This is a genomic window from Neobacillus sp. S1227, assembly GCF_055385255.1.
Genome location: NZ_AP038276.1, coordinates 2213715 through 2234602, shown reverse-complemented (window position 1 = coordinate 2234602; position 20888 = coordinate 2213715). Strand labels below are relative to the sequence as shown.

Below are 20888 nucleotides of genomic sequence, written 5' to 3'. Positions count from 1 at the left end.
GTCGTTATATGCCTTTCATAACAACCGGGTCTCCTCTTTGCTACCACCCTCGGGCGTTATGAGCCTTTCATAACGACTGGGACTTCTACTTCCTTCCTCCTTCGGGCGTTATGAGCCCTTCATAACAACCGGGTCTCCTCTTTGCTACCACCCTCGGGCGTTATGAGCCTTTCATAACGACCGGGACTTCTCTTCCTTCCTACTCCGGACGTTACAAGTCTTTCATAATGACCGTGCTTCTACTTTTTTCCTCCTTCGGGAGTTATTAACCTTTTGTAACAATCGCAACATTTTTTCCATAAAACTTGTTCCCGGATAAAAAAAATCTAAACTGAAAAAAATAACAATAATGTCACTATACAATTAAACAATCGGGGTAATATTCAGATGAATGAAAACCAAATTCAAGCCATTAAAAATTACGCCATTCCACTAAAAGAAATAAATGACCTGCAGCCGTTACTAGAGGAAATTAATCACCAGAAATATGTATTATTAGGAGAATCCTCCCACGGAACCTCTGAATTCTATAAGATCCGTGCGGAGCTTACCAAAAGGCTGATCCAAGAAAAAAGCTTTACATTTATTGCAGTTGAAGGTGATTTGCCGGCCTGCCAATCGGTTAACCGTTATATCAAAGGTTACGATCACGAACATACGAATGCCCGCGAGGTATTAGCCTCGTTTAACCGCTGGCCGACATGGATGTGGGCAAATGAAGAAATCATTGGGTTGATTGAATGGTTAAAGGACTACAATCATAACCTGCCATCGGACCAACGGGTTGGCTTTTATGGAGTCGATGTTTATAGCCTATGGGAATCAATGGACGAAATCATTAAATATCTTGAAAAAACAAACCCTTCAAGCGTCGAAACAGCAAAAAAGGCATTCACCTGCTTTGAACCATTTAACCGTGAGGGGCAAATGTACGGCGTATCGGCTTCCTTTTATGGAGAAGACTGCCATGATGAGGTCATTAATCTACTGACAGATATTGTAACAAATAAAAAGAAAAATACAAGTAACGAAGAATTCCAATTAAACCTGGAAGTTAACGCAATCGTCACGGCTAACGCTGAAAACTATTACCGGACAATGGTCGTAAATGATAATGAGTCCTGGAACATACGTGACCGGCATATGGTTGAAGTCATGAACAAAATTAGTGAGTATTACGGAGAAGCTTCAAAAGGCATCATTTGGGAACACAACACCCATGTCGGAGACGCTAGAGCTACGGACATGGCAGATGAGGGACTGGTGAATGTAGGGCAATTATTAAGGGAGCAGGAAGGAAATGAAAATGTCTATATCGTCGGATTTGGCACGAATCGCGGGACAGTTATTGCAGCAGATTCATGGGGTGCAGATTTTAAAAGAATGACTGTTCCTCCCGCCCAAAAAGGGAGCTGGGAGGATTTGATGTACCAAGCAGGAAATCTCGACAAACTCCTTCTTTTTAACGAAATGAACCGGCAGCTTATTTCCAGCAGGATCGGCCACCGTGCAATCGGAGTGGTTTATGATCCCAGGTATGAGCACTTTGGAAACTATGTACCATCAGTAATGGCGGAACGGTATGATGCCTTTATCTATATAAATTCTACCACAGCACTTGAGCCATTGGTTGTCGAAACTGTATTTGTATAATAAAAAAGCCGCTAAACAATAAGCGGCTTTTTTATATATTTCCGATATTATCTCGCTAACCAGCCGCCATCAATCGCCAAGATATGTCCATTCATATAATTAGAGGCGTCACTTGCAAGGAATACTACCACACCCATTAAGTCAGACGGATCCGCCCAGCGTCCGGCAGGGATGCGGGAAAGAATCTCCGCATTGCGTTTTTCATCCGCACGAATAGGCGCTGTGTTGTCGGTCGCAATATAGCCTGGTGCAATCGCATTTATTTGAATATTATATTCGGCAAGTTCGTTGGCAAACGCTTTAGTCAGGCCTGCAACAGCATGCTTGCTGGCTGTATAGGGAGGAACAAACTTCCCGCCCTGGAATGACAGCATGGAGGCAATGTTGATAATCTTCCCTGATCTTTGCTCCACCATGACCTTCGCCACTTCCTGACTGAGCAAGTAGATGGAATTAAGATTGATTTCCATTACGGCATCCCAATCCTCTCCCTTATACTCCAGAAGAGGGGCACGGCGGATGGTACCAGCGTTATTTACCAGAATATCAATCCTGCCATATTCCTTCATACATTCTGCAGCTGCCTGCTTAACTTTATCCCTGTCGCTTAAGTCTGCTTGGAAAAAGACGGCACGTTGACCAGTCTCTTCGATCAGCTCCTTTGTTTCCTGCCAGTCTTCACTGCGGGACACCACAAAAAGATCGGCCCCGGCTTTTGCAAGGGCAACAGCATATGCCTGCCCAAGCCCCTTGTTGCCGCCAGTTACGATCGCGACTTTTCCCGCTAGACTGAAAAAATCGAGAGAGAATGATCTTAAATTATTAGTCATATCGGTAACCTCCGCTTTTTATATAAACTAACTGCCCAAAAAAACCTATCGCAAATCTTCCATTTTCACAAAATCCATATCAGTGTAGGTGATATTCTCACCGCACATCCCCCAAATGAACGTATAGTTGCTGGTTGCTGTACCGGTATGGATAGACCAGCTTGGAGAAATGACCGCCTGCTCATTTTTCAACACTAAGTGTCTTGTTTCATTCGGCTTGCCCATAAAGTGGAAAACGCGGGTTTCAGGTTCCATATCAAAGTACAGGTAGACTTCCATTCTTCGTTCATGGGTATGGCATGGCATGGTATTCCAAACACTGCCCGGCGCAAGCATCGTTAACCCCATTTGCAGCTGGCAGGATTCACAAACATTCGGGTGGACATACTGGTAAATTTTCCGCTCATTTAATGTGCCCGGCTCACCCGTTTCAAGGGGAACAATCTTGTTAATATCAATCTTGACTGTAGGATAGGTATGATGTGCTGGAGTCGAGTTGATATAGAATTTGGCCGGATTGTTTGCATCATTGGAACGGAACAGGACTTCCTTTGTTCCCTTGCCCACATACAGGCCGTCTCTTCCCTGCATCTCATATTCCACACCATCCAGAATAACCGCACCATCACCGCCGATATTGATAATTCCCAGTTCACGGCGTTCAAGGAAATACTCCACACCAAGCTCTTTATCCAATTTGATCGTCAATTCTTGTTCAGCAGGAGTGACTCCGCCAAAAATCATCCGATCATTATGTGTATAGGTCAAGTGAACCTGCCCTGGCTCAAAAAGGGATTCCACTAAAAACTCCCTTCTTAATTCTTCTGTTGTGTATTTCTTCATATCCTCGGGGTGAATTGCATAACGAGTTTCCATTATTCATTACTCCTTCATCAATAATTTATCGTTTTTAAAACCTACGGACCAATAGCCGATAGGCTTCATGAAACGCGAATGCTTCCTGCTGTCACGCCGCTTTGCAAACGTTAACATTTTTATTCATTTATAGTCTATCAAATCTAGTAATATATGTAAACGTTTATTGTTAACGTTAACATCTCATTCAATAGGCTGTATTAAAAACCCGACATAGCTGCATAGAACCATTTTATAATATAAAAAAGAAGCCGCCAAGACATTGACCGCTCTTAAAATGATTAAATTCAATTTAGTTTAAATACATTCGAAATCCGATGATGATAAGTAATACCGACAACATTTGAAGGACAATCCTACCTGGGATTTTTTGTGACATGATGACTCCAAGCTGTGCACCGATGGTAACCCCTGCTCCTCCCCAAATGATTGTCATCCAATCAAAACATAAATCCACTTCTTTTTAGATGGAACCTTAGTTTTTAAAATTATCTAAATTCATTTTATAATTAAAATATTTTTAAGTAAATTTACTCTTTTTGATAGTAACTTAAGTGTTATTTATATATATAGGCTCTTTTCGTAAAGTTTGTTGTTTTTGGGAATAACACTGTCCGTTCCTTTCCGCTACAGGCGCTCAGCAAACCCGCGGGGAGGAAGTCGAGCCTCCTCGACGTTCCGTCTGCGGGGTCTCGACCTTTCCTCTATTCCCCGCAGGAGTCAAGCGCCTTTCGCTCCAATCCACTCGGTGTTTTCAATATAGTTAAAAGCAACAATCTATGAGAAAAGAGCCTATATATAACTTAAACCAGCGGAATAAGAAAAGACCCATGCTTTTCGCCCAGGTCTATCTCAAAGTACCAGCACATATTGAATTTGATTAGAAGAAATGGGTGTAATAGCCGCAATCCGATAACCGATACTTAATAATTGTGATAACGTTTCTGCACAGTTAAGCCGGGGCGGTTCAATCGGAGCGTGGTAGCTTTTATAAAGCTGCAGGAATTGATTATTATTTGTACAATGAAGCAGGATAACATGTTTACCTGTCCATGCCTGCCCGATGATGGGGTGTATTTGCATTTCATTCATGTTTCTCATATTGAACACCTTTTCAAGTTGATACAATAGATTATGAATGATATCCAGTCCAGTGTTCGCAATATTGATATTCAATAAAAAAACTGACTCCAAAAAGATGAGTCAGTTTTTCCGCTTTAATTTTATCCTTCCATCAAACAACAACCAGGCCAAGTCTCTCTTTCGCTGCCATATACTCCTGATAAAGCTTGTCAACGAATTCTCCAGCACCGCTAACTTTATTAATGACGCCAATTCCTTGGCCGGAGCCCCAAATTTCCTTCCATGCCTTAGGTTTCGAACTGCCGTCTGAAAAACTCATCTTAGACGGGTCACTTTCAGGGAGTGCGTTAGGATCTAAACCAGCGGCACGAATGGATGGCGCCAGATAGTTTCCATAAACACCGGTAAATAGACTGCTATAGACAATATCATCAGACGTACAATCGACAATTGCTTGCTTATACTCTTCTACGGCGTTTGCTTCGTGTGTTGCAATAAATGGTGAGCCAATATAAGCAAAATCTGCCCCCAGAGCTTGGGCGGCAAGGATTGCGTTGCCTGTAGCAATCGAACCAGCCAAAGCAAGCGGGCCCTCATACCATTCGCGAACTTCCTGAACTAAGGCAAACGGGCTCTTCACACCAGCATGGCCGCCGGCACCTGCTGCAACAGCAATCAACCCATCCGCCCCTTTATCAACTGCCTTATGAGCGAATGTATTATTAATAACATCGTGCAGCACAATACCTCCGTAACTATGTATTTCGGTATTTACTTCTTCACGTGCTCCAAGGGAAGTAATAATGATAGGAACCTTATACTTCTTACACATTTCCACATCATGTTCAAGCCGATTATTGGACTTGTGGACAATTTGATTAATCGCAAATGGTGCTGCTGGCCGCTCCGGATGACGGGCATTATGGGCAGCAAGCTCCTCAGTAATTTCGTGCAGCCATTCATCAAGAAGTGATGCCGGTCTCGCATTCAACGCCGGCATGGAACCGACAATGCCTGCCTTACATTGGGCAATAACCAGCTTTGGGTTACTAATAATAAATAGCGGTGAACCGATTACAGGTAAACGCAAGTCTTTCAGTACTGTTGGGATATTGGGCATTTTTTCTTGTCCCTCCATTCAAATTTTTAAACTAAATTTTAATTCTCCAAGTAATGTTTATTTTCCTTCTTTTATTTTTAAAACAGATTCCGTTTCATAACTTCCATCCTCTATGATTAGTGCGTTTAATTGGCCGTCGAAGGCACAGCCTCCATCGATTCCGATTACCTGGTTTGGACCAAAATAAATATTGTTTTGTTTATGGATCCTTCTGGTCGGAGTATGGCCAAAAATGACCGTTTCAGGATGCTGATATTCATAAATAAATTCATCCCGAATATTTAGAAACTCCACTTTTGTCGTTTTTTCCAGACCTTTTTTCGGATGAATTCCTGCATGGACAAAAATTAAATCCTGTTCCTTAATAAATAAAGGGAGAGATTGTAAAAATGAAATTTGTGAAGAAAAATGAGCTAGGATGATGTTTCTTATGTCATTTTCCTTTTTCATGTCATTCAGCAATTCCGAGTATTCAATCGGTTCCAAACCAAGTCTATGTAAACAGCTATTGATCGTCGCTATTCCGCCAACCCGGCCATAATAAAAGATGATTTCTTTTTCAGCCAGCCATTGCAAAAACATATCATCATGGTTGCCAAGTAAAGCAGCGGCTCCCTGACTGCACCATTCTTGTACCCTGTCTAGTACATCCATACTGTCGGGTCCTGTATCGACATAGTCACCTAAAAAAATTACTTCTTCCGGTTGTGCATTTGTTTTTGTTAACAATTGATCCAGCTCCGCTGCACAGCCATGAATATCAGATACCACAATTTTCCTCAAGGTTTCACCTCACATTATCGACTTATCTATTCCATCTATAACTATTTAGTTCAATTACAAATACGGGAATTCCTTTAATTTTTATATTTTTGTACGCTCTTATTAAAAAAGAGCCCCTAAGATACTCGGGGCCCCGCAGAATGATGTTCTATGTGAGCTTTTTGCTTCAGCAATCTGAGTTTCTGGTTTCTTGTTAACAATCTCCAGAATGCTACCTTGAATACCATGTAAACCCCTCCCTCTAACTAATCAATTTTCTTAAAAAACATTTTATATCGAGTTCCTCCGACATTCCTTCATGTTTTTCATTGTAACAAACTTCGCAGATTATTAAAATTTAAATATTCCGACTACTTTAACCCTTTTTTTACAAATTTATTCTTTATTCTATTATGAATCACCACTATTAGAAAGAAAAAACCAAGAACTTTGTACATGAGTGTCGAAATGTAAAACAAAGATTTTGATAAAATATGTCATTCATGTGAACAAGTTAATTTATATTACTGAAAATCCTTGTCATAATTTCTTGTAAGTTCAAATTTTTCCCCTAAATTATCTGAAAATTCACCATCTTTTATATTTAACTTTACCTAAGATGAAAATAAAAAGGTTGTTCCCAAGAACTGAAGAACAACCTTTCATTATAGGTTAGAAATTATTTCACAATCAGAACCGGGCAATTCGCCTTCTGTACAACATAATGGCTGACACTTCCCAAGAATATTTCCTTCAGACCGCTTAATCCTCTGCTTCCCATGACAATGAAATCTGCGTCATTCTCCCTAACAAAATCTATAATCGTTCCTGCCGGGTCCCCTTCTAACACAAATGTTCTTGTCTTATTCGGAAGCTTAAGCAGCTCATGGTTTATTTCTTCTCGGACAGGCTCAATCGCTTTAAGCTGATCCTCGCGCCGATCTTGTATCGGAACTGCATAATGGTAACCAAGGAGACTTTCCGGTTGAACAACCATGACAACATACAATTCAATTTTTTCGTCTTGTTTTACTAGATTCATTGCGATTTTTAAAGCTTTTTTGCTTAATTCGGAATGATCGTAAGGAACCACGATCCTTGAATAATCAGTCAGCATTTTGTTATCCCCCTCGTTTTGGTATAAATACCATTTATTCACTTTCATTATATAATTTCTTACCACTTCCGATCGTACGTGGATTAGAACATTGTGTGAATTTTTTCGTATTTTGCTGGAACATATTGTTCATTAAAATATAGAACTTTCTGTATTATGATAGATTTAATGAAACCCAACTATTTATAGGGGAAATGTCTATGTTTAAGAAAACAATTACAACTTTGCTATCGTTCTCATTTTTACTTTGTGGAAATTTTCCCATATCCTTTTTTGACATGGATGAGGTAAAAGCTTCTTCCTATAATAGTTTAGGAGAACGACCAATTATGGGCTGGAGCAGCTGGAGCTCGATTCGGAAAAAACCTACGGAGCAAAACATCAAAGCTGCAGCCGATGTAATGGCTGCGAAATTCAAATCGCACGGATACCAATATGTTAACTTGGATGATTACTATATGCTTGATTGGTCCACCTCCGTTGATAAATACGGCCGGTGGGTGGTAGATTCAAAGAAATTCCCAAGCGGGATGAAAGTACTTGGGGATTATATCCACCACAAAGGCTTAAAGTTTGGTCTATATGTTACGCTGGGTATTCCAAGTGGCGCGGTGGATAAAAACACGCCGATTGAGGGAACACCCTACCATGCTAAAGATATTGTGGACTTCAGTAAAGGGCAAAAAGTGAATTTTAACTTCAAGAATATGTATGCCATTGATTTTTCCAAGCCAGGGGCACAGGAGTATATTGATTCTTGGGCGAAGCTGTTTGCTTCTTATGGGGTCGATTATCTAAAAATTGACGGTGTCCGCAACCAGGATATTCAAGATGTTGAGGCCTGGGCAAAGGCGTTGAAGAAAACTGGAAGGCCGATACATGTGGAGTTGTCCAATAACCTTGATATCAAACATGCTTCGACATGGAAGAAATTATCGAACGGCTGGCGGACCGATCACGATGTGGAGGCTTATGGGAAGCCCACTCTCACAAACTGGAACAAGGTATCTAGAAGATTCGATGATGCTGCAGAGTGGCATCTCCATGCCGGTCCGGGCGGGTGGAACGATTTTGATTCACTCAATGTGGCAAACGGGGGTAAGGATGGTCTGACAGAGGAGGAAAAACGGTCTTATGTATCTCTGTGGGCGATCGCGTCATCTCAGTTTGTGATTGGGAACAACCTTACGAAGCTAGACGATTACGGGATCAGCTTGTTGACAAATGACGAAATTATTGAGGCCAACCAAAGTGGAGCAGTGGGTAATCGTTTATACAAAACCGCTGACTCTCAAGTATTCTATCAAAAACTGCCTGACGGTTCTTATAATATCGGGCTTTTTAATACCGGACCCTCCTCACAAAACGTAAGTGTGAAATGGGCTGATTTGGGGGTTGAAGGCTCGGCGATAGTGCGTGATATGTGGAGCCATCAGGATTTAGGCAACATGGATTCAGGATTTACCGCAAAACTTTCTACTCATGCTTCCCGCATGGTTCATGTGATTCCTGCTTCATTGGAAGGAACCAGATATAACCCCTATGATGTAAAAATTTCGACAATTCCTGCTGCCCCTGATTGGGTAATGGTTAACAGGAATGATCAAAATTCCGTTACGATTACTTGGAATCCCGTATATGGATCGGAATCCTATACCGTCTATCGTAAAAAAATCAATAGATATGGATTCAGCAGCGGCTACAAACTTATTGCAGCTAACCTAACCGAACCTAATTTTGAAGATAAAACCGCTGCACGTGACGGAGTCAGTTATTCGTATATCGTAACCGGAAAGAATGCAATTGGAGAAAGTGAAAAGTCACCTAAAGCTCAAACAGACAGCCCATCCTTAATGCTTGTTGTCATTCCAATGTTGTTATTTATTACTGTTATCATCTTATTAAAACTATTTAGTAAGATAAGGGATAAATATCAACTCTCTAGAACAGCATGATCTCAATACTAAAAGCCGCACTGTGAAAGGTGCGGCTTTAATTTATGAGGTTGATGCCAGATGTTTTAATTTTAAATTTCCACTTCTTCACCTAAAATTTTTATCGTCGTTCCGTCTAATACTAACCGATTTTCCTCAGCTGCTACCATTAGTTCAACGCATTCAATAAACTCAAGTGGACTTACTTTCATTTCATACACCTCTTTTAGGTTTTTTTTTCATAAATCCCTTGCACCCAAATCCTCTTTGCGTCACCAATAAAGCGCTTACATTGTTTCAAAACCCAATTTCTACATTTTATTAACATGTTTATGTTTTAATTCTGTAAAATTTTTCTAATTCCTCTTTTTTTGGTTAAATTTTTTTAAATTAAATTGTTCTAAAACAAAACTAGTTCAATTGACCTAATATCCTGCATTATTCGTTTAGGAAATAGCACCGATGTCCATAACAATACAGTATGAATAAATTGGAGGCATCTCATGAGTTACGTGGAAATTATCTTTGAACTGGTAATTGGATACATTGCCCTTTTTATTACGGTGAAATTTTTAGGAAAAACACAATTAAGTCAAATTACTCCATTCGATTTTATTTCAGCATTAGTCCTAGGCGATTTATTAAGTAGTGCCGTCTTTGATGACGGTGCAGGCATTCTGAAAATCCTTTTAGCTATTGGTGTTTGGGGATTCCTTATTTATATTACAGAGATGTTTACACAGAAATCGCGAAAATTACGCCTGATGTTTGAAGGTAAGCCTTCGATGATTATTAACAGAGGGAAGATTGACTGGAGAGAGTTAAAAAAGAACCGGTTAGATTTGGATCAATTAAAGCAGATGCTGCGTTCCAAAGACGTTTTCTCTCTTGAAGAGGTAGAGTATGCGATTTTTGAAAACAGCGGCGGAATCAGTATCCTCAGGAAGCCAGAGGCGGATACTCCAACATGCAAGGATTTAAAAATCAAAACGGAACAGAAAACCATTCCTCTTACCATTATCAGTGACGGCGAAATCTTAGAAGAGAACCTTAAACAAGCCGGGTTAGATGAGAATTGGCTTTTTAAGGAATTGGATAAAGGCGGGGTTAAAAATCCAAAGGAAATCTGTTATGCTGAATGGCAATCGGGGAAGTCACTCTATTTTCAAAAATATTGAAACTATTTTTTGAAAAAGGACCTCGATGGGTCCTTTCTATATTTATTACAATATATCATTTTGTTTTCTTAAATACCAAAACGCGTTTAAGCATTAAAGGACACTGCGAAAAAAATATTAAAATTCAAAATCAACGACAATAATGTCTTCGACCCCAATTTCCTGTAAATAAGCAAAAACCTTTTGGTGTGCCGGATGTGGTCCATAGTTTTCCAAGGATGTTCTGTCCTCAAATCGAACGGTTAAACCAATTTCAAAACCTTTGCTCCTATTTGAGAAATTGATTCCTTGCTGTATATCCATAATACCTGGGATCACTTCTTTTAGCAGCAAGGTCCGGCCAATGGCCTCTTGCTTTTGTTCCATAGTGGTCTTTGAAGAGAATTTCAGTAATACAATATGTTCTACCATTACTGTTTCCCCGCTTTGCTGTTTAATTTCTCCCGATCAAAGCCGGCAATTTGCTTATATTGCTTGGCGATTTCCTGTAATTCCTGCTGGGAAATGACATCATCTAAATCGTCAAAACCGTTTGGTGCGCGGTCTTCGACGATTTGCATGACCACTTCAGGTCCATTTTTCCGGTTTGCCATAACAATGTTGGCAGTTGGTTCTAATCTAGCTTCCTCATATGCCTTCAATGCCTGTTCTGCATTCTGATTTGTTAATATAGCCTCTCCTAGGGCATCTGCATCCAAAATCGCCTGTGACGCACCATTAGAGCCAATTGGATACATAGGATGGGCTGCATCTCCAAGCAGTGTGATACGTCCGAAGGTCCAAGCGGGAAGCGGATCACGGTCGACCATTGGGAACTCATACACTGCATCTGTTTCCTCAATTAACTGCGGAACATTCAGCCAGCCAAAATCCCATGCTGCAAACTGCGGAGCAAATTTTTCCTTATCAATTTTTTTATTCCAGTCCGCACGGTCAGGCATTTCGTCTTCAATCGCCAATTCTGCAATCCAGTTAACTAAAGAGCGCCCTTTTGCTGCGGTTTCAGGACATACTGGATAAGCAACAAACTTTTGATCCTGATAACCAGCCATAATCATTGATCTGCCAGTCAAAAATGGATCAGCTTCTGTAATTCCGCGCCATAAGATCCGGCCGCTGAATTTTGGCAGACCTTCATTTTGATAAAAGCTTTTTCGGACAACTGAATGGATACCATCGGCTGCAATCATCATGTCCGCACTGTAAGAGCCAAGTGAACCCCCAGTTTTACGATTGATGAACCGAGCCGTCACCGTGTCTCCTGTCTGTTCAAATGATTGTAACTGATGCCCGGTTATAACGGCATCCTTCCCTAATCTTTGAATGACAGCATTTAATAGCAGCATTTGCAGGCGCCCGCGGTGAATCGAATATTGCGGCCAATGATAACCTGCAGCCTTCCCTCTTGGTTCCTGCCAAATTTTCTTCCCAAATTTATTGACGTACATGAGCTCAGCAGTTGGCAGGCCAGTTGCTTCAAGGTCGTCTGCGAGACCTAGCTCGGTGAGGATCTTAACAGCATGCGGTAAAAGGTTAATCCCCACTCCTAGCGCCCTTATTGTTTCTACACTCTCGAAAACACGGACCGCCACTCCGGCCTGGTTAAGTTTTAGTGCCGTTACAAGGCCGCCGATTCCGCCCCCGACAATGAGTGCGGTTCTTATCTCTGACATTGCTATCCCTCCTATAAAAAATTCTGCTTAGTATTTTGATATTTCTTAATTATTGCAACAAAATAAAAATATATCAATATATTTGTTCACCGTACCTTAAATACAAAAAGACCCACTTAAAAGTGGGCCCGTTAATGCTTATATTAATACTTTATAAATATTCATTTCTGTACTTTCTCGTTGTTTCCTGAGTTCTGGCACAATTCTCCGAACGTGTTCACTATTATCGTGCTGTCTCATAGCTTCTTCATCTTCCCATTCTTCAATTGTAGCGAAAATGGTTGGATCATTAATATCACCATGAAGCGTATACATGAAGCAGCCTTTTTCTTTTCTCGATTCGGTAATCACTTCACTAGCCAACTTAAGATATTCCTCAACGTTTAAGCCCGGTTTTAATTTGGATTTGCAAACAACCCTGATCATGGTATTAGCTCCTTTATAAAAAAATATTCCTCACGATTTTCGATACTCAATATATAAATAGTAGCACTTTTATAAAAATAAAGTTACTGACTTGTTTTAGAAACTTTTATAATTATTTTAGGTAGAAAAAACCCAACAGCTTTTTTCTGCCAGGTTAACCAAAATCATTAATTTTGTTGATAACTGACTGCTTGCTGCCCCATTTGAATCCATGATTCTTCAAAACTATTTCTTGGAACAGATTTATATGGCTGAACCGCTAATGGATCGTTAAGATAAACATAATTTTCGTCATAGCCTACTAATAAAACACTATGTTCTTTATAGGTAATTTGCACTTTTCCAGATGCAGTATCCCAAATGGAAAATTCACTTTGAGGGAGAGAGGCAAATCTTGAATTGGTGATGACCCACACAGGGGACCCTTTTTTAAGCATAGTATATACAGAGTCAATACCGTGTCCTGTTATATCTATTATTCTACCAGGCAAATAATTTTCTGCTAACTCCACAATAGGCCCATGGTACACCCCATATCCCGATTTCTTAAATGAGTAAATATCGCCAACGAATCCGTCATTCGGATTACCTATCAAGCCATTTTGATCTCGAAAAGGAATCGTTTTAATTTGTTTTGCTAGTGTCATTTTATCAACTGACACTCCTGCATACTGCAGGAGTATTGCTAGACTGGTCACTTCGCATCCGCGTGCCAATTCCGGCATTTGCTGAATATGAGGCACATTGTTGATGATGATTTTTTCGTTTTGTGGTTGGTTTTCTTGCTGGGGTTGAGTTTCTTGTTGAGTTTGAAATTCTTGTTGGGTTGGAGGAGTTTCTGCCTGGGCTTGAGTTTCCTGAGACACTTCCATACCAGTCTCATTAATATAAGAAACTTGTTGTTCTGCCTCCTTTGTCGCTTTCGTTAAAGTACTTTTTTCTGTTGTTTTTGAAGTAAGGTCACCTTTTTGCGCTTCCGCATAACTAACACTTGCGAGTATCCCTAATACAAAAATAACAGCAAATATTTTTAGCTTCAATTCTGACAGGCCCCCAATTTTTCTCTATTTCCTTTTGGATGGCCTAATTATGAAGGGAATTCCTTAATTTTTTCTTAAAAATAATCAATTCCATGTTTTCAGAAATAAAAAAACAAGCTGCATCATTCTTCAGCTTGTTTTAATCTGTTAAAAGAGTTTGCTTTTATACAAAAAAGGGGTAATTGCAACGCGAGAACCGTCCCCATGCCTCAGTGCATTTTTCCTCCTCTTTTCGGAAGAAGGTTTAGGTCTTTTATTTTATCGGGGTGGTTGGTCATGATTTCTTCTAAAAGTTCTTCCGTTGTTTTGCTTTTTGTGTTTATTCCTAATTTCTCTGCTGCTTGATAAACCCTTTTATCTCGGACTTCATCGGCTAGTTGGTGCAGGTCTTTACCTTCTGTAGGTATGCCTAACTCTTTAGCCTCTTTTTTAATTTGCGCTTCATGGACTTCTTGGGCCAATTTTGGTAACTCTTTGCCATCAGTTGCAATTCCCAGTTCTTTTGCCTCTTTCTTTATTTGGGTTTCATGGACTTCTCGGGCTAACTGCTGAAAATCTTTGCCTTCTGTCGTAATCCCCAGCTCTTTAGCCATATTTTTTATACCTGTTTCACGGATTTCCTCCACTAAAGTATCAAGATTTTTCCCTTTCGTGTCAATCCCAAGTTCTTCGGCCCTTTTTTTAATCATTGCTTCCTTAACTTCTTTTGCTATTGTCTCAGTATCCTTACCATCTGTATTAATCCCGAAAGCCTCTGCCCTTTTTTTCAAATATTCCGGATTAGCTTTGAAATGCCAGTGACCGTGGCCATGGCCATGTAGCACCGAAGGATGAATTTCCCTCTTCTCTTCTGCTGCGGCGTATGCTTGGAAAGAGCCCAAGAGTCCAACCAATAAAACACCTGTAAACATATAATGCATCCTTAACTTCTTCATCTGTTAATTCCTCCTAAAATGGTTTGAGTTTACAGATGATAGGATGCTCATATATTGTTACCTAATTATGAATAAATTGTTAAATTTATCATTTGCTAACTTAATCCTTTTTTCTGATTCTTAACAGTTGATTTTCTAACACCAAATCCGTATCCAACAAATTTAAGGTTTTTAATTCCTCTATAGAAATAGCAAATTCTTTAGCGATTTTATATAAGGTATCTCCTTTTCGAACTTTATATGTTTCGAAACCATCAAAAGAATGAAAAAATAATATCTCACCTTTCCCTTTTATTGCGGTTGGCCTATTTGCGATAATTCCGTTATCTATTAATGCATTAATGATTTGTTGTGCTCTGCAGGTATAGGAGTGCGAGGCAACAGATTTTCGGCCCTGCTTTTGGATTTCGAACCGTTGTTCTGATTGATTTAGATATAATTGCACTTTCTGAATGGTTTCTTCCGGGGATAGAGAGACTTCTAAATCTTTACCTGGTACGAAATTTCTCCTGACGCCTGGCGAATCCACGGTAAGCAGAAAGCCGCCTGACCCTAATATTTCATAGGTCCTCTGGGTCAATAAATCCGGATAATTTTGCAAACCTAAGATAATTTTCGAGGAGCTGTACACTTTATTTGCATCCTTATAGTTTAGAAAACCGTGAATCCATTCTTGAGGGATTTTTACGCCGAAATAATCATCCATCTTGTCCCAATTTGCCCCCCAAAAATCAATCCGAATATTTGCCTCAAGAAGCGGCTTAATTAAGATTTCTAAAGACCGATGGCGAAAATGACCGGGATACTTTTCTAATATATCCGGATAAGCATTCGCAACAATGGCAATCTCTGCTTCAAACTCTGGTTGGCTGCGAATAGGATGGTGAAGACTCTCTTCAAAACCGAAATCTAAATACTCTGAAGGAATGCCCAATTGCTTATACGTGTCTACCTTATCAGGGCTTAATGTGAAAACAAAGTCAGGCTTAATCGTAGATACTAAAGGAATAGACCAATCGTCAGTATAGGCAGGGTCTTCCACTGCCCAATACACTAACGGAAGTTTATGCTTCGCCATTTGTTCACGAATGGTGATTTGCTTATCCTTTGTATGTTCCTCTCCCCAGCCAATGGTAATGGCAAAATCAGGCTCAAAACTTTCGATCAACTTGGATAGGCCTTCTCTATTTATTGGACCCGATATGAGAATGTCATGTCCGTGGGCAGTAAACCCCTTTGTTAGATTATTACTCCAGATTTCCCCGCTCTCTATAAAGAGAATTCGCACTTAAATTTCACCTATTTCTTATTAATTTTTAAAAAATCGTTAACATGAATGATATCTGTTTTGAGTCCGTTTAATTTTTTGATATCATCAACACTTGTACCAAATTTTCTTGAGATGCTCCACAATGTATCCTTTGGCTGAATGATATAAATTTCGTAGTTTTCCTTTAAAGTATCAACATAGTGAATGAATTTTCCAGGCTCTGAACTTTCCGAACCTTTCGGGAGAATCCCTGCCTCGATGAGTGTTTCGATGATAAAATCAGCCCGATGCTTGTACGAGTATTTTTTAACCGCCTCCATACCGGCGGCTTTAACTCTCCTTACTTCTTCAGGATGACTCAAATAGTATTCTACTAGGTGAATGGTTTCTGTTGATGAATTGCTGACTAACAAATCTTGTCCAGGAGTAAATAATCTCCTAATCTCAGATGTATCATTTGTTAACAATAAGCCTCCCGATCCGAGCACTTCATACGTACGCTGGGTAACCTGAGTATCATGATTCTGGACACCTAGAATAATATCTGCGGAACTGTAAACCTTATTCGCTTTTGTATATGGAAGAAACCCATGAATCCATTCATCGGGTATTTTCTTGCCAAGAATATGGTCCATTTGCTCCCAATAACGACCCCAAAAATCAATTCTTATTTCTTCTTCCAAAAATGGAGCAAGAAGATTCCTGAGCGCTTTAAAACGGTAGTGGTCCGGCCTTTTTTCATAGAGCATCGGATAACCGTTCGCAACAACGGCAATGGAAACCTGATACTTTTCATCCGCATTGTCGGGATAATGAACATCTGAATGATAGCCAAAATCCAAGTGCTCGGACGGAATTTTTAAGTCCCTGTAAAACTCCACTCTTGGAGGACAAATGGTAAACACAAAGTCTGGTTCAATCGTCTTAATTAGTGGAAGGGAAAAAGTCAGCGTATAGCCTGGGTCCTCTGTCGCCCAATAAACATGTGGAATGTTTGCACTCGTGACATGCTTTCTAATCATCAATTGTTTTTCCTCTGTATGCTCTGCTGTATGCCCCATTGTAAATATTAAGTCAGGTTGAAAGGTTGAGAGCATGTCAGGAATACTTTCCTCAGTCAGCGGACCGGAGACCATGACAGTATGTCCAGCATCACGAAAGCCGTTTGGCAGTCCATAAATCCACATTGGATTACTTTCTAAAAACAATATTCGCATTCTCAACCCTCCCCTTTAAAGAATTTAGTCCCATAGCATGTCACTTACTTTTACTAATTGATAACCTTGTTTTTTGAGTTCTGGTATCACAAGCTCCATTGCCTCTGCTGTTGGTTTCCCATTTAGATGAGCTAAGACAATGTCATTTCCTGTTAGATTCGAAAATATCCGTTGAAAAATAAACTCTGCCGTTGGTTCCTTCCAATCGAGAGTATCGATACTCCAATAGATGGTATACGGAAGCTCCATTTCACCCGCTGCTTCAAGAACGTTTTTATTCCAATAGCCAAACGGCGGCCGCAATAACGGGCACCCTTTTGTTCCAAGGACTTTTTCAAAAAGTGCGGAAGTGGAATGTAATTCTGATAGAATCTCGTTTCTCGATAGTTTGGTTAAATCAGGGTGGCTATGCGAATGATTTGCTATTTCATGTCCATCTAAAATCATTCTTTTGGCAATATCTGGATATTTTTCCACCCATGCCCCTGTTAAAAACATCGTAGATTTTACATTGTATCTTTTTAAGACATCTAGGATGTGCTCAGTATTCTCGGCACTGTCACCCGCATCAAATGTTAAGGCAATCATATTATCGTCTATTAAACCTTTCGAAATAAAAACCGAAGGCATTTTGTGATAGTTGGTATAACACTTTTCAATTTTTAAATATTGACCAGCATACATAAAATCTGAGGTTAATTGATTATCCTGTTTTAGTTTTTCTATTGAAATACCAAACTGCTTGGAAATCCTAGTTAATGTTTCTCCATGGCAGATGGTATATAAATCATACTTATTATGATCCAAATTCTTTCGGACTCTAATTTTTAAAGGAAGGCCGGAATCAATGATATCGGTGGTTAGATTATTTAATTCCTTTAACCTGGCAACTGGAACGCCAAAATCTCTAGTTATATGCGATAAGGTATCGCCATTTTGAACTTTATAGATTTCAAATTCACCCTGTTGAAAAGTTGTCCTTTTTTCCATTTTAAGACTGTACGTACTTTTCCCTTTGCTGAAGATCCCGTTTTTCTCCAAAACATCTATCATAAATTTTGCTCTTTCTGTATAGGAGTGCTCGCGGACAGCTTCAAGGCCAGATTGGCGAATTCTCTCTCTTTCTTCAGGGTGCTGAAGGAGATGGGTCACAATTTCAAGTGTTTCTTCAGGTGAAGATGAAGTCAGTAAATCTCTTCCCGGTTGGAAAATCCGATTAATTTCCGGTGTGTTATTCGTAATAAATAAGCCGCCTGATCCTAGGACTTCATAAGTTCGCTGCGTCAATTGTGTTTGCAGGTTTTGCAACCCAATCGTGAAATCAGAGGAACTATACACTCTATTGGCATTCGTGTAATCAATATAGCCGCGAATCCATTCCTTAGGGATGTCCACACCCAAATGCGGCCCCATACTTTCCCAATTGTTTCCGTAAAAATTAATTCGGATATTGTTTTCAACTAATGGAGTAATCAAGCTTTTCATCGATTGATGACGAAAATGGTCCGGGAAATAGGATAGCTTTTTTGGGTAACCATTCGCTACGATTGAAACTGGTGCATAATAGTTGGGGTCGACATCGACGGGATGATGTACTTTAGGATGATAGCCAAAATCTAAATGTTCGGCAGGAATTCCTAACCCCCTGTAGTATGGTACACGTTCTCGACAAATAGTGAATACAAAATCCGGGTGGGTTCTCTGAATATAGGGTATGGTAAAAATTTGTGTCGATGTCGGGTCCTCTGTAGCCCAGTACACATGAGGAACAGTGACATTGATCGTGCTTTCGTAAATTTTCTTCTGCTTCTCCACAGCCGTGTTTTCTGGCCCCCACCCCATCGTGATTATTAAGTCGGGCTGAAATTCGGAAATGAGTTGGCCAATATCCAGATTGTTGATTGGACCGGAAATTTTCACTTCGTGCCCGGCATCTATAAAGCCATTAGGTAATCCGTGAATCCACATGGGATGACTTTCTAAGAATAAAACGCGCATTATTTTACTCTCACTCCCCTTTTGTTACTGTTTGTCCATCATTTATTCAACAGATCTATAAATAAACATACAAATCCAATATTTGTAGAATCTAAAAGCATAGTATGCATTTTTTTGAAAAATGCATAGAATGATTGCCCAATACGGGAAGAATTGAAATATTTTTTCAGAAAAAACACTTTGATCATGAAGCAGCCGATTTATTCCTATCATGACATTTATACATGCGTTTTTTATTATTTCGACATATATTAATTAATGATTAATAAGTAAAGGAGACGGCGATGGAAGGTAATATAAACTCGTTTCCCATATATCATGGCAGCAAATCAATTCCAAAGATTTCGTTTATTGTAAATGTGGCATGGGGAAATAAATATTTAATAGACTTATTGGAATTATTGAAGGAAAAAAATATTAACCTAACTTTTTTTCTAGAGGGGAGATGGGTTGAAAATTTCCCTGAATTTGGACACATGATTAAAAATGGGAATCATGAGATTGGCAACCACGCCTATTCCCATCAGGATATGAGTACTTTACGAACAGAAGAAATTCATATGGAGATTGCAAAAACAAATGAAATCATCAATAGAATACTAGGCGTTACACCAAAATATTTTACGCCCCCATATGGATCCTTTGATCAAAGAACCATCGACCATGCCTCGCTACTTAATATGAAAACGATCATGTGGTCATTGGATACGCTCGATTGGAGAATTGAAAATCCAGATGAGATTATTAAGAACCTTGTCCCTAATCTTAAGAATGGCGATATTATTTTAATGCATCCAACTAACTCCTCATTAAAAGCACTTCCATTTCTGATAGAAAAAGCTGAAGAAAAAAATCTCCAAATTGTTACTATTTCCAACTTGCTGTGGTCTAAATGAGATTTGTTTACTATTTTGAAAGGAGCTTGATTTTTAGTAGATGGAAAATAAGGAGAATCGTAAACTTCAATTATATATAGTGAGCCCTTCAGACACACTTTGGGGAATTTCTAATAAATTTGACGTCACAATAAGCCAGCTAATGAAATTAAATAATCTCACTTCAGAAGAAATAATTGTGGATCAAGTCTTAAAAATCCAAGAACTGATGGAAGATGACGTGTTTATAGACAAAAATGTTAATGAGGTTATACCTGATCAAATTCCTGGAGGAACACAAGCCAAAAGGTGGGCAAAAGCCATACTGGAATCATCTCAAAAACACGAAGTCCCCTTTCAGATTCTCTACAGTATAATGGTGACTGAAAGCGGCGGAAACCCCAATCTAGTATCTCATAGGGGCGCTATAGGATTAATGCAGCTACTGATTAAAACTGCGAATTTCCTTGGGGTTAATCCCTGTATTCCTGAGGAGTCGATTGATGGCGCTGCTCGTTATTTAAAATCCCTCTATACTGAGTTTAATGATTGGACTCTTACCATAGCAGCGTATAATTGTGGTCCCGATCGAGTAAAAAAATACAATGGAATCCCTCCAATAGAAGAAACACAGAATTATGTTAAAAGTGTCCTTTCATATTCTAGTGCTATCAATTGGGATGATAATTAGAAATTTATTAAAAATTAAGGCTCTTTTCTCAGAGGTTGTTGCTTTTAACTATATTGAAAACACCGAGTGGATTGGAGCGAAAGGCGCTTGACTCCTGCGGGAAATAGAGGAAAGGTCGAGACCCCGCAGACGAAACGTCGAGAATGCTCGACTTCCTCCCCGCGGAAAGCAAGCGCCTGTAGCGAAAAGGAACGGACAGTGTTATTCCCA

The 20888-nt window shown here is 39.6% G+C and carries 20 protein-coding genes; 5 read left to right on the top strand and 15 right to left on the bottom strand.

The window, feature by feature from the left end; translation table 11 throughout:
* The first annotated feature begins 387 nt into the window (after window positions 1-387).
* Window positions 388-1653, top strand: a complete 1266-nt coding sequence (locus ACZ5AE_RS11390; RefSeq protein WP_464572332.1) for an erythromycin esterase family protein — start codon at window positions 388-390, stop codon at window positions 1651-1653.
* A 47-nt stretch (window positions 1654-1700) separates the two neighbouring features.
* On the opposite strand, the gene kduD is transcribed toward ACZ5AE_RS11390, so the two are convergent.
* From kduD to ACZ5AE_RS11355, 7 genes are all read right to left on the bottom strand, one after another.
* Window positions 1701-2483, bottom strand: a complete 783-nt coding sequence (gene kduD / locus ACZ5AE_RS11385; protein WP_464572330.1) for a 2-dehydro-3-deoxy-D-gluconate 5-dehydrogenase KduD — start codon at window positions 2481-2483, stop codon at window positions 1701-1703.
* Between the two features lie 45 nt (window positions 2484-2528).
* Window positions 2529-3359 (bottom strand): 5-dehydro-4-deoxy-D-glucuronate isomerase, encoded by an 831-nt coding sequence (gene kduI, locus ACZ5AE_RS11380; protein WP_464572328.1) that lies wholly within the window; start codon window positions 3357-3359, stop codon window positions 2529-2531.
* A gap of 292 nt (window positions 3360-3651) precedes the next feature.
* Window positions 3652-3795 (bottom strand): hypothetical protein, encoded by a 144-nt coding sequence (locus ACZ5AE_RS11375; protein ID WP_464572326.1) that lies wholly within the window; start codon window positions 3793-3795, stop codon window positions 3652-3654.
* 416 nt (window positions 3796-4211) lie between these two features.
* A complete protein-coding gene (locus tag ACZ5AE_RS11370; RefSeq protein ID WP_464572324.1) occupies window positions 4212-4535 on the bottom strand; it encodes a hypothetical protein in 324 nt (107 codons plus the stop codon).
* A gap of 58 nt (window positions 4536-4593) precedes the next feature.
* Window positions 4594-5562 (bottom strand): NAD(P)H-dependent flavin oxidoreductase, encoded by a 969-nt coding sequence (locus ACZ5AE_RS11365; protein ID WP_464573598.1) that lies wholly within the window; start codon window positions 5560-5562, stop codon window positions 4594-4596.
* Between the two features lie 57 nt (window positions 5563-5619).
* Window positions 5620-6345 carry a metallophosphoesterase gene (locus ACZ5AE_RS11360; RefSeq protein ID WP_464572322.1) on the bottom strand — a complete coding sequence of 242 codons (726 nt, stop codon included), beginning with the start codon at window positions 6343-6345 and terminating at the stop codon, window positions 5620-5622.
* Between the two features lie 658 nt (window positions 6346-7003).
* Window positions 7004-7441: a universal stress protein gene (locus ACZ5AE_RS11355; RefSeq protein WP_464572320.1), complete on the bottom strand. Its 438-nt coding sequence runs from the start codon at window positions 7439-7441 to the stop codon at window positions 7004-7006.
* A 278-nt stretch (window positions 7442-7719) separates the two neighbouring features.
* Between ACZ5AE_RS11355 and ACZ5AE_RS11350 the strand changes: the two genes are divergently transcribed.
* Both ACZ5AE_RS11350 and ACZ5AE_RS11345 read left to right on the top strand, forming a co-directional pair.
* Window positions 7720-9396 carry a glycoside hydrolase family 27 protein gene (locus ACZ5AE_RS11350; RefSeq protein WP_464572318.1) on the top strand — a complete coding sequence of 559 codons (1677 nt, stop codon included), beginning with the start codon at window positions 7720-7722 and terminating at the stop codon, window positions 9394-9396.
* Window positions 9397-9878: 482 nt separating this feature from the next.
* On the top strand, window positions 9879-10553 hold the full coding sequence (locus ACZ5AE_RS11345; protein ID WP_464572316.1) for a DUF421 domain-containing protein: 675 nt from the start codon (window positions 9879-9881) through the stop codon (window positions 10551-10553).
* A gap of 117 nt (window positions 10554-10670) precedes the next feature.
* On the opposite strand, the gene ACZ5AE_RS11340 is transcribed toward ACZ5AE_RS11345, so the two are convergent.
* The 8 genes from ACZ5AE_RS11340 to ACZ5AE_RS11305 all read right to left on the bottom strand — a co-directional run bounded on the left by ACZ5AE_RS11340 (window position 10671) and on the right by ACZ5AE_RS11305 (window position 19112).
* A complete protein-coding gene (locus ACZ5AE_RS11340; RefSeq protein WP_464572314.1) occupies window positions 10671-10964 on the bottom strand; it encodes a Dabb family protein in 294 nt (97 codons plus the stop codon).
* Complete coding sequence (locus ACZ5AE_RS11335; protein ID WP_464572312.1) at window positions 10964-12226, bottom strand: flavin-dependent oxidoreductase; 1263 nt, start codon at window positions 12224-12226, stop codon at window positions 10964-10966. Before ACZ5AE_RS11335 ends, ACZ5AE_RS11340 begins: the two co-directional genes overlap by 1 nt.
* A 138-nt stretch (window positions 12227-12364) precedes the next feature.
* Window positions 12365-12652: a putative quinol monooxygenase gene (locus ACZ5AE_RS11330; RefSeq protein WP_464572310.1), complete on the bottom strand. Its 288-nt coding sequence runs from the start codon at window positions 12650-12652 to the stop codon at window positions 12365-12367.
* 167 nt (window positions 12653-12819) lie between these two features.
* On the bottom strand, window positions 12820-13692 hold the full coding sequence (locus ACZ5AE_RS11325) for a C39 family peptidase (protein WP_464572308.1): 873 nt from the start codon (window positions 13690-13692) through the stop codon (window positions 12820-12822).
* Window positions 13693-13901: 209 nt separating this feature from the next.
* On the bottom strand, window positions 13902-14627 hold the full coding sequence (locus ACZ5AE_RS11320) for a hypothetical protein (protein ID WP_464572306.1): 726 nt from the start codon (window positions 14625-14627) through the stop codon (window positions 13902-13904).
* Between the two features lie 100 nt (window positions 14628-14727).
* Window positions 14728-15915: a DUF3880 domain-containing protein gene (locus ACZ5AE_RS11315; RefSeq protein WP_464572304.1), complete on the bottom strand. Its 1188-nt coding sequence runs from the start codon at window positions 15913-15915 to the stop codon at window positions 14728-14730.
* An 11-nt stretch (window positions 15916-15926) separates the two neighbouring features.
* Complete coding sequence (locus ACZ5AE_RS11310; RefSeq protein ID WP_464572302.1) at window positions 15927-17114, bottom strand: DUF3880 domain-containing protein; 1188 nt, start codon at window positions 17112-17114, stop codon at window positions 15927-15929.
* A 24-nt stretch (window positions 17115-17138) separates the two neighbouring features.
* Complete coding sequence (locus ACZ5AE_RS11305; protein ID WP_464572300.1) at window positions 17139-19112, bottom strand: DUF3880 domain-containing protein; 1974 nt, start codon at window positions 19110-19112, stop codon at window positions 17139-17141.
* 284 nt (window positions 19113-19396) lie between these two features.
* On the opposite strand from ACZ5AE_RS11305, the gene ACZ5AE_RS11300 reads away from it, so the two are divergent.
* Window positions 19397-20008 (top strand): polysaccharide deacetylase family protein, encoded by a 612-nt coding sequence (locus ACZ5AE_RS11300; protein ID WP_464572298.1) that lies wholly within the window; start codon window positions 19397-19399, stop codon window positions 20006-20008.
* A 40-nt stretch (window positions 20009-20048) separates the two neighbouring features.
* The gene (locus tag ACZ5AE_RS11295; RefSeq protein ID WP_464572296.1) at window positions 20049-20678 is read left to right on the top strand and encodes a lytic transglycosylase; all 630 of its coding nucleotides are present in this window, start codon (window positions 20049-20051) and stop codon (window positions 20676-20678) included.
* Window positions 20679-20888: the final 210 nt, after the last annotated feature.

Coding starts and splice junctions, on each gene's coding strand:
- ACZ5AE_RS11390 (WP_464572332.1), top strand. CDS start 388: ATGAATGAAAACCAAATTCAAGCCATTAAAAATTACGCCATTCCACTA.
- kduD (WP_464572330.1), bottom strand. CDS start 2,483: ATGACTAATAATTTAAGATCATTCTCTCTCGATTTTTTCAGTCTAGCG.
- kduI (WP_464572328.1), bottom strand. CDS start 3,359: ATGGAAACTCGTTATGCAATTCACCCCGAGGATATGAAGAAATACACA.
- ACZ5AE_RS11375 (WP_464572326.1), bottom strand. CDS start 3,795: ATGACAATCATTTGGGGAGGAGCAGGGGTTACCATCGGTGCACAGCTT.
- ACZ5AE_RS11365 (WP_464573598.1), bottom strand. CDS start 5,562: ATGCCCAATATCCCAACAGTACTGAAAGACTTGCGTTTACCTGTAATC.
- ACZ5AE_RS11355 (WP_464572320.1), bottom strand. CDS start 7,441: ATGCTGACTGATTATTCAAGGATCGTGGTTCCTTACGATCATTCCGAA.
- ACZ5AE_RS11350 (WP_464572318.1), top strand. CDS start 7,720: ATGGATGAGGTAAAAGCTTCTTCCTATAATAGTTTAGGAGAACGACCA.
- ACZ5AE_RS11345 (WP_464572316.1), top strand. CDS start 9,879: ATGAGTTACGTGGAAATTATCTTTGAACTGGTAATTGGATACATTGCC.
- ACZ5AE_RS11340 (WP_464572314.1), bottom strand. CDS start 10,964: ATGGTAGAACATATTGTATTACTGAAATTCTCTTCAAAGACCACTATG.
- ACZ5AE_RS11335 (WP_464572312.1), bottom strand. CDS start 12,226: ATGTCAGAGATAAGAACCGCACTCATTGTCGGGGGCGGAATCGGCGGC.
- ACZ5AE_RS11330 (WP_464572310.1), bottom strand. CDS start 12,652: ATGATCAGGGTTGTTTGCAAATCCAAATTAAAACCGGGCTTAAACGTT.
- ACZ5AE_RS11320 (WP_464572306.1), bottom strand. CDS start 14,627: ATGAAGAAGTTAAGGATGCATTATATGTTTACAGGTGTTTTATTGGTT.
- ACZ5AE_RS11310 (WP_464572302.1), bottom strand. CDS start 17,114: ATGCGAATATTGTTTTTAGAAAGTAATCCAATGTGGATTTATGGACTG.
- ACZ5AE_RS11305 (WP_464572300.1), bottom strand. CDS start 19,112: ATGCGCGTTTTATTCTTAGAAAGTCATCCCATGTGGATTCACGGATTA.
- ACZ5AE_RS11300 (WP_464572298.1), top strand. CDS start 19,397: ATGGAAGGTAATATAAACTCGTTTCCCATATATCATGGCAGCAAATCA.
- ACZ5AE_RS11295 (WP_464572296.1), top strand. CDS start 20,049: ATGGAAAATAAGGAGAATCGTAAACTTCAATTATATATAGTGAGCCCT.